The sequence below is a fragment of the Nocardia concava NBRC 100430 genome, from assembly GCF_000308815.1.
Classification (GTDB): domain Bacteria; phylum Actinomycetota; class Actinomycetes; order Mycobacteriales; family Mycobacteriaceae; genus Nocardia; species Nocardia concava.
In genome coordinates this window covers 1-10,044 of the sequence record NZ_BAFX01000016.1, presented here as the reverse complement: position 1 = coordinate 10,044, position 10,044 = coordinate 1, and the positions used below count along the sequence as shown (strand labels likewise).

Here is a 10,044-nt window from a genome sequence, read left to right as displayed (position 1 = left end):
CCGCGGTCAGCCCCGCCCGCCCCCGGTACCCGCGCGCAACACCGGGACCGGCCACATACAGCTCACCCACGACCCCGACCGGCACCGGCCGCAACCACGCGTCCAGCACGAGCAGATCCAGCCCCGCGATACCGGAGCCGAGCGTAATCGGCTCCCCGGCACGCAATTCCGGGCTGGCCGAGGTGATGATCGTGGCTTCGGTCGGCCCGTAGGAGTTGAAGAACCGTCGCTCGCGGGCGGCATCGGTGCGCGCCCAGCGGGCCACCAGCTGCGGCGCGAAATGCTCGCCGCCGACCCACATGACGCGCAGGTCGTCGAGGTCTGAGGGATCGAGGGAGGCCGCGACCGACGGGGTCATCCAGGCATGGGTGATCCGCTGGTCGCGCATGAGCTCGGTGAGGTCCCGCCCGCCGTACACGTCGTCGGGGGTGATCACCAGGACCGCGCCCGCCGTGACGGCCAGGAGGAATTCGAGCATCGCAACGTCGAAAGTCCGTGCGCCCACGCCCAGTACCCGCGATTCGGCCTCGACCTCGTACCGGCGGTGATGCGCGGCGGCCAGCGTGCCGAGTCCGGCGTGGCTGACCTCGACGCCCTTCGGGCGTCCCGTCGAACCGGAGGTGTAGATGACGTAGGCGGTGTTCTCCAGGCGCACCGGCCGGGTCCGATCCGCGTCGGTCAGCGCGTCGGGGCGGCATTCGCCGATCGCGTCCGCCAGTTCGGAATCGTCGAGCACCAGCCATGACACATCGGTCGGCAATGCCCCGGCCTGCCGCGTGGTCGTGATTCCCACGCGCACAGCGGAGTCCGCACACACGAACGCATTCCGCTCGGCCGGATGCGCCGGATCCACTGTCAGGAACGCCGCACCGGTCTTGGTGATCGCCCAGACCGCCAGCACCCACTCCAGGGATCGCGACAGGCCGATCGCGACGACGGACTCGGGTCCCGCGCCTTGTCCGATCAGGAAGCGCGCCAGGCGATTCGAGCGCTCCTCCAGTTCGCGGTACGAGATCCGCCAGTCGCCTTCGATGACCGCGTCCCCGTCCGGGTTCGCGGCGACGGCCGACGCCAGCAAGGCCGGGAGCGTCGCCCCGACGAAGGACATCTCGTCAGGATCGAGGATCTCCGCCGGATCATTGCGGCCCCAATCCTCCAGCAGGGCCGCGCGTTCCGCTCCCGACAGCATCGCGACCTCGCGCACGCTGACACTCGCGTCCTCCGCCAGCGCTTCCAGCACCACCCGCAGCCGCTCGCCCAGCGCCGCGACCATCCCCGCCGAGACCAGATCTGGCTGGTACTGCAGCCGAATGCGCAACGTTTCCTGCTGAATCACGGTGCACGACAGCGGATAGTGGGTGGAATCCTCACCCACGACACCGGTCAGTTCCAGGCTGCCCTGCCCGGTGATCTGCCGAATGTTCTGCACATCAACCGGATACGACTCCAGCACCATGGTGGTGTCGAAGAGACTGTCGTTCCCGCCGAGTGCATGAATCTCGGTCAACCCCAGGTGCTGATGATCCAACAGCGCCGCCTGCTCGCCCTGGATCCGCGCCCACAGCGCCGTCACGGTCTCCGCCGGATCCAGCCGGACCCGCGTCGGAATCGTATTGATGAACAACCCGATCGTGCGATCAGCCGCCGGAAGTTCGGCCGGTCGCCCGGAGACGGTGGTGCCGAAGACGACATCCGCGCGACCCGTCAACTGCCCCACGATCATCGCCCAGGCCGATTGCAGAACGGTGTTCAGCGTGACGCCTGCCGCGGCCGCGGCGGCGAGCAGGCCCCGGGTGCCGGGCGCGTCGATCACCAGCGACCGATCCACCACCGGGCTCGTGGCGGTAGCGGCCGGGTCGGCGATGAGGGTTGGTTCGGCGTCGGCCAGTGCGTTGGACCAGGCCGCGCGCGCGGCGTCCCGGTCGCGAGTCGCCAACCACGCCAGGAAGTCCCGGTACGAGCCGACCGCCACGGCCGCGTCCGCATCGTCGGCATAGCGGGTGAACAGGTCCGTGACCAGCAGCGGCCATGACCAGCCGTCGAGGATGACGTGATGGTCGGTGAGGATCAAGGCCCACTGATCGGCGGCCAGCCGGGCGATGGTGAAGCGCAGTAGAGGCGCGGTCGACAAGTCGAATCGGGTGGCCTTGTCGGCGGCGGCGAGCTCGGCCAGCGCTACCCCGGGGTCGGGCGAATCGGTCAGATCAACCTCACGCCAGGGCAATTCGACGTTGTCGCAAACCACCGCGACGCTGACCCCGTCGCCGGTTGTCGTGAACGCGGTCCGCAAGCCCGCGTTCCTCTCGACCAGCGCCATTGCCGCCTCACGCAGGCGCGCCAGATCCAGCTCTCCGGACAGCCGCAGCACAACCTGTGCCGCATAGACATCGATGCCGTCCGCGCTGTCGGCCAGATTCGCGTGGAACAGCAGTCCGGCTTGCAAGGGCGTCACCGGCCAGACGTCCGACAGCGACGGATAGGCGCGTTCCAGCGCGCGGATCTCCGGCTGGGTCAGGGCCACCAGATCGAAGTCGGACGGGGAATGCCCACCCGCGCGGGGTGTTTCGGTCAGCTCGGCGATCGCGGTCACCGCGTCGGTCCACAGACCGGCCAGCTCCTCGACGTCCTCGGCGTCGAGCAGGGTGCGCGGGTACCGGAAAGTCGCCCGCAGACGATCGTCCACAACGAGCGCGCTCACGTCGACCGCCACCGTGACCGGCATCGTCGAATCGGCGGGCACCGTCAATTCGCCCAGCCCGCCGTCGATTCCGTCCGCACCATCGCCCATACCCGAGACCCGGCCCAGATAGTTGAACCCGATCCGGCCGGGCATCCGGTCCGGCAGCGCTGTCGCGGTTTCCGAGTTGAGGTAGCGGAGCATGCCGTAGCCCATGCCCTTGTCGGGAATCGATCGCAGCGTCTCCTTCGCCGAGAAGACCGCCGCCGCTACGGTTTCGTCCGCCGGGGCATCGATGTCGATACCCGCGAGATCGAACCGAACTGGGAACATCGAGGTGAACCACCCGACCGTGCGCGACAGATCCGCACCGGGCACCACCTGTTCCTCGCGGCCGTGGCCCTCGAGGCGGATCAGCACCGAGGTCTCGTCGATCCCGCGCCGGGCTCGCCAGATACGCACCGCGACAGCGAGACCGGCGAGCAGGCCGTCGTTCACGGCACCGTGGAACATGGCCGGGACCTGGGTGATCAGCTCCCGGGTCACGTTTTCCGGCAGCTCGACGCCGATGTCGTCGAGCGTGTCGGCGGTATCGACGGCCGGGTCCAGTTCACGCCCGCCGAGGAGCGGGTCCGCCCCCGCCGCCATCGACCGCCAGAAGCCCAACTCGCCCAGCCGAACCGGATCCGCCGCGGCTTCCACCAGGCCGTGTGCCCATCGCCGCATCGAGGTTCCGACCGGGTCCAATGCGGGAGTCCGGCCCGCACGGACCTGCTCGAGCGCCGACATCAGATCCGGCACCAGGACCCGCCACGAGACGCCATCGACGACCAGGTGATGGGCGACGACCAGCAGCCAGCCTGGTTGTCCGTCCTCGGGTTCGAGCAGGACGAACTGGATCATCACACCGGTCCGAGGGTCCAACCGGCCCATGGCCGAATCGAGTTCGGTCGCCGCGATCTCGCGGACGATGCGGAGGTCGGCATCGGCCGGGACAGTCCTCCGATGGAGTACGCGCGCGATCTCGACGCTGCCGGGCGGGCTGACGACTATCGACCGGTCGTCGGACGTCAGCCGTGCCCGCAAAGCATCATGCCCGGCCAGCACAGCCGCTACCGCTGATTCGACCGGCTGAGCAGCGGGCAGGCGAAGGACTATGTGCTGGGTGAACCGGTTGGAGAGCTTGCCGCTTTCCAACAGCCATCGGGCTACAGGCAGCAACGGCTGCTCTCCGACGCCACCGCCGGGCAATTCGGCAAGGACAGGCTGGGATTCAGCGTCGGTCAGCCGGGCGTGAAGTGCCAGGCGGGCAGGTGTTCGTTGTTCGAACACATCTCGCGGTCCGAAGACGACGCCCTGGGCGCGCGCCTTGGTGACCAGCTGGATCGAGACGATCGAATCCCCGCCGAGGGCGAAGAAGTCGTCGTCGACGCCGACCTGATCGAGGCCGAGGACATCGGCGAATACCGATGCCAAGATCTGCTCGACCGGTGTGGCCGGGGCACGGAATTCATGATGTGGGAACACCGGTGCGGGCAGGTTGCGACGGTCGATCTTGCCGGTGGCGGTGAGGGGCAGTTCGTCCAGCACCATCACCACGTCCGGAACCATGAAGGCGGGCAGGCGCTCGCCGACCGCGTGCCGAAGCTGTTCCGCATCGACCTCACCGCCACCCGTGGTCACGTAGGCGACCAGCCGTCCGTGCGTTCCGGATTCCGGCGTGTGCACGGTCGCCACGGCCTGTTCGACTCCCGCCAGGGCACACAGCGCGGCCTCGATCTCACCAAGCTCGAGTCGCTGCCCACGCACCTTGACCTGGAAGTCGGAGCGACCGACGAATTCCAATGTCCCAGTGCTCGTGCCGGATTCGTCGACGGCCACCCGCACCAGGTCACCCGTGCGGTACAGCCGCTCCCCCGCGCCCCCGAACGGGTTGGCGACGAACCGGGATGCGGTCAATCCGGCCCGGCCCCGATAGCCCCGCGCCACACCGGGACCGGCCACATACAGCTCGCCGACCACGCCTGCGGGCACCGGGCGCAGCCACGGATCCAGCACCGCGACGGCCATACCCGCGATGGGACCGCCGATCTCGATCGGACGCTCCGGCAGCAGACGCGCACCGGTCACCCAGATGGTCGCCTCGGCCGGGCCGTACAGATTGTGAACGCCTCGGAGTCCCGCGGTGTCGGTGCCCGCCCAGCGCGAGACCAGTTGCGGCCCACAGCGATCGCCACCGGTCAGCACCACGCACAGGTCATCGAGTCCCTCGCTGTCGAGGGACAGCGCCACGGCCGGAGTCAGGAACGCGTGGGTGACGCGGTGGTCGCGGAGGAGTTCCCGCAGGGGTTGCCCACCGTAGACATCCGGCGGCGCGATCACGAGCGCGGCACCACACGAAACAGCCAGCAGCAGTTCGAGAATCGCGGCGTCGAAGGTGCGGGCCGCCACCGAGAGCACCCGGGAATCTCGATCGACATCGCAGCGCGCGACGTGGTCGGCCACCAGCGCCGCGACTCCGGCGTGCGAGACCTCGACGCCCTTGGGCTGCCCTGTCGAACCCGAGGTGTAGACGACGTAGGCCGTATTCGCGAGTCGCGTCCGGGTATCGCGGTCTGTCACGGCTGCCGCACTGAACTCCCGCAGATCCAGCTCATCGACGCAGATCCGTTCCACGCCTGGCACTTCGAATTCGAGGTCGGCGCTCGCCAGCAGGTAACGGGCTGCCGAGTCCACGCAGACGAATCGATTCCGCTCGGCCGGATGTGCCGGATCCACCGAGACGAAGGCCGCCCCGGTCTTGGCGATCGCCCACACGGCCACGACCCAGTCCGAGGAGCGAGGCAGTCCGATCGCGACCACGGTCTCGGGGCCGACGCCGCGGCCGATCAGGAAGCGGGCCAGCCGATTCGAGTGCTCGTCCAGGTCCCGGTAGGTAATCCGACGCTCGCCTTCGATGACCGCGTCCCCGGCCGGGTTGGCAGCCACTGCGGCCGCCAGCACGTCGGCCAGCATCATGCTGGACGGATCGGTGAGCGCCTCGAAGCCGATCAGTCCCGCCTGGTCGAGGTCCCGGCCGATTTCCCTGATCCGCGTATCGGGTTCATGGGCGATCGTGGACAAGATGTCCCGCAGCCGCTCGCCGAGGTTCGCGATGGTTGCCGCGTCGAATAGCTCGGCCCGATACTGCAACCGAATCCCCAGCGTCTCGCGCAGCATGGCGGTGCAGGACAGCGGATAGTGCGTGGCATCGGCGGCGACCACCCGGGTGATGGCGAGATCGCCGGTGCCGACCGCATGTTCGATGTCCTGCATGTCGACCGGGTAGGACTCCAGCACCATCAGGGTGTCGAAGAGATTGTCGGCGCCGGTGCGCGCGTGGATATCCCGCAGGCCGACGTGGTGATGCTCGAGCAGTGCCGCCTGCTCGCGGTGCAGCCGCGTCCACAACCCCGACACGCTCTCGGCGGGGTGCAGCCGGACGCGCGTGGGAATCGTATTGATGAACAGCCCGATCGTGCGGTCGGCGTCGGGCAGTTCGCCGGGACGGCCGGAGACGGTCGCGCCGAAGACCACATCGGTGTGGCCGGTCTGCCGCGCCAGCAGCATGGCCCAGGCCGATTGCAGCACGGTGTTCGCGGTCACCCCGGCGGCGGCCGCGGCGGAAACCAGTGCGGCGGTGTCGGATTCGTCGAGGGTGAGAGTCTGTTCGGCCATTGCGACACCGGGTTCGAGACCGGAATCCCCGGCAATCAGGGTCGGCTCGAGGCCGTCGAGCGCCTTGGACCAGGCGGTGAGTGCCGCATCGCGGTCGCGAGTCGAGAGCCACGCCAGGTAATCCCGATACGAGCCGGCCGTGCGGGTCGGAGTCGTTCCGGCGTACTCGGTGAACAGATCGGTGACCAGTAGCGGGTACGACCAGCCGTCGAGGATGACGTGGTGGTTGGTCAGGATCAGCGCCCAGCGGTCTGCGTCGAGGCGGCCGACAGTGCAGCGCAGCAGGGGTGGCGTGGTGAGGTCGAAGGGGGTCGCCTTCTCCATAGCGGCTAGCTCGTCGAGAGCTGCGGCGCGATCGGGGCGCGCAGTCAGATCGACTACATGCCAGCGCAATTCGATGTCGTCAGTGAGTACTGCCACGCTGTCGCCGTTGCCGGTCGTGGCGAACGCCGTCCGCAGGCCATCGTGCCGCTGGACCACAGCTGTCGCCGCCGCCCGCAGGCGAGCCACGTCCAGATCGCCCGACAAGTGCAGAACCAGTTGCGCGACATAGGCATCCGCCTCGGCCTCGGCCCCGGCCAGATGCGCGTGGAACAGCAGACCGGCTTGCAACGGAGTCACCGGCCACACATCGGTCAGCGCCGGATACACGCGTTCCAACTCGACTACATCGGAGCGGTTCAGGGCCACCAGCGCGAAGTCCGACGGGGAATACCCGCCCGCGCCGGGCATTTCACTGTGCTCGGCAATGGCGGTCAACGCCTGCGACCACAGTTCCGCCAGCTCCTCGACCTCCGCGGTTCCGAGCAGCGTGCGCGGGAACCGGATTCCGGCCCGCAGCCGATCCTCGATCACGATCGCGCTGATATCGATCGCCACCGTCACCGGCATCTCCGGATCCGGCGGCGCGGTCAGTTCACCCAGCCCACCGTGCGGACCGTCCACGCCGACATCGGCGCTCGACACCCGGCCCAGGTAGTTGAACCCGATCCGCCCCGGCATCACGTCCGGCAGTGCCGCCGCGGTCTCCGGGTTCAGATACCGCAGCAGCCCGTAGCCGATGCCCTTGTCGGGAATCGACCGCAGCGTGTCCTTGACCGAAAGCACCGCCGCCGCAATCGATTCCCCGCCGGTCGCCACATCCTCCGGACCGATGCCGCTCAGATCCAACCGCACCGGGAACATCGAGGTGAACCAGCCGACCGTCCGCGACAGGTCGGCGCCCGGTACGACCTGTTCCTCCCGGCCGTGCCCTTCCAGCCGGATCAGCACCGACGCCTCGTCGACGCCGCGCCGTGCCCGCCACCTCCGCACCGCCACGGCCAATCCCGCCAGCAGCCCGTCATTGACACTCCCGTGGAACACCGTCGGCACCCGCGACAGCAGCGCCCGCGTCACCGTCTCGGGCAGGTGCAAGTCGACCTGTTCGAGGGTCGCGGCGGTATCGATCGCCGGGTCCAGTTCCCGCCCGCCCGGAGCCGGATCCGCGCCGTCGACCATGGATCGCCAAAAGTCGAGCTCCGCAATCCGATTCGGTTCCGCGGCCGCCGCGACCAGACCGTGCGCCCAGCGGCGCATCGAAGTGCCGACAGGTTCCAGCTCGGGAATCCGGCCCGCCGAGACCTGCGTCAGCGCCGACATCAGATCCGGCACCAGCACCCGCCACGACACCCCGTCGACCACCAGGTGATGGGCCACCACCAGCAGCCATCCGGGCGCGTCACTCGCAGCCTCGAGCCAGACGAACTGGACCATCGCGCCACCGCGCGGGTCCAGCAGATCCAGCGCCGAATCCAGCTCCGCGGCAGCGATGCCGGTCACCTCTTCCCGACCGGCATCGGTGTCGACGGCGATGCTCGACTCGAGCGGACGCCGGTGCAACAGCCACGCGGGATCGATGCCGTCCTCTGGCAGCACGTGCATCGACCATTGACCGGTATCACTGCGCCGCAAAATCGACCGCAGCATGTCGTGCCGGTTCACCACGGCGCCGATGGTCGCGAGGAGGCCCGCCTCGTTCATGCCCTCGGGCAAGCGCAGCACCACGTGCTGATCGAAGCGGTCGAAACCCTTGCCCCACTCCACCATCCAGTGCGCCACCGGCAGCAATGGCATCTCGCCGACGCCACCGCCGGGCAGCTCCGCCAGCGTCCCGCCGGATTCACCGGCCCGCGCGCACTCCGCCAGCCGTGCGGGGGTCCGCTGCTCGAACACATCGCGCGGCCCGAACACCACACCGCGGGCACGAGCCTTGGACACCACCTGGATCGAGACGATCGAATCTCCGCCCAGGGCGAAGAAGTCGTCGTCGACACCGGCCCGTTCGACACCGAGAACCTCGGCGAACACCCCGGCGATGATCTCCTCGACCGGACTCGAGGGCGCACGGAACTCCTGCTGCGCGAACACCGGCTCCGGCAGGGCACGCCGGTCCACCTTGCCGGTGGCGGTCAACGGCAACTCGTCGAGAACCATGACGACATCCGGGACCATGTATCCGGGCAAGCGCTGCGCGACAGCGACGCGGGCGGCATCCGGATCCACCGTGCCACCGGCGACGTATCCGACCAGTCTGACAGCGGAATCGGCTGAGTCGCTTGCCGAATGCACGACCACGACGGCCTGGCTCACGCCGTCCACCTCGCACAGCGCGGCCTCGACCTCGCTCAGCTCGAGCCGCTGCCCGCGCACCTTCACCTGGAAGTCGGAGCGGCCCACGAACTCCAGCGCACCGGTCGTCCACCGCACCAGGTCACCGGTGCGGTACAGCCGCTCCCCCGGCTCCCCGTACGGGTGAGCGACGAACCGTGCGGCCGTCAGCCCCGCCCGGTCGCGGTACCCGCGCGCCAATCCGGCACCCGACAGGTACAGCTCGCCGACCACACCCACCGGCACCGGCCGCAGCCACCGATCCAGCACCGTCACACCGATGCCTGGAATGCCGACGCCCAGATCGATCGAATCGCCTGCTCGCAGTTCGCGACTGATCATCGTGATGATCGTGGTCTCGGTCGGCCCGTAGGTATTGAAGAACCGCCTGGCCCGCCCGGCATCGGTGCGCGACCAGCGCTCCACCAATCGCGTCGAATAGCCCTCACCGCCGACGGTCAGGACGCGCAGATCGTCGAGCCCGGCCGGATCCAGTGAGGCCACCACCGACGGGGTCAGGAACGCGTGGGTGATGCGCTGCTCGCGCAGGAAGTCGGTCAGGGCGGGCCCGCCGTAGGCGTCCTCGGGGGCGAGGACCAGTGTCGCGCCGGCCGGGACCGCCAGCAGGATTTCGAGCATGGCCGCGTCGAATGTGCGTGCGGCGACGCCCAATACCCGTGCGTCGGCGGTGATCCCGTAATCGCGCTGCTGCGCGGCGGCCACCGCGGCCAGCCCGGCGTGGGTGACCTCGACGCCCTTCGGTTGTCCGGTCGAACCCGAGGTGTAGACGACATAGGCGGTATTGAGCGGGGCGACGGAAGCGGGGGTCCCGCCCCCGCCGTCGTCGGCCAGGTCATCGAGGTTGAGCCAGGCCACGCCGTCGACCGGCAGCGTATCGACCTGTCGACCCTTCGTAATACCCAGGCACACACCGGCATCCGTGCACATGAACCGGTTGCGGTCGAGTGGGTGCGCGGGATCCAACGGACAGGAATCCGGCT

General features: G+C 68.9%; 1 protein-coding gene. It reads right to left on the bottom strand.

The window, feature by feature from the left end:
• Positions 1–9,973, bottom strand: a 9,973-nt coding sequence (locus ON43_RS04465) for a non-ribosomal peptide synthetase (RefSeq protein ID WP_245568466.1), incomplete at its 3' end; no start/stop codon positions are given.
• Positions 9,974–10,044 lie beyond the last annotated feature (71 nt).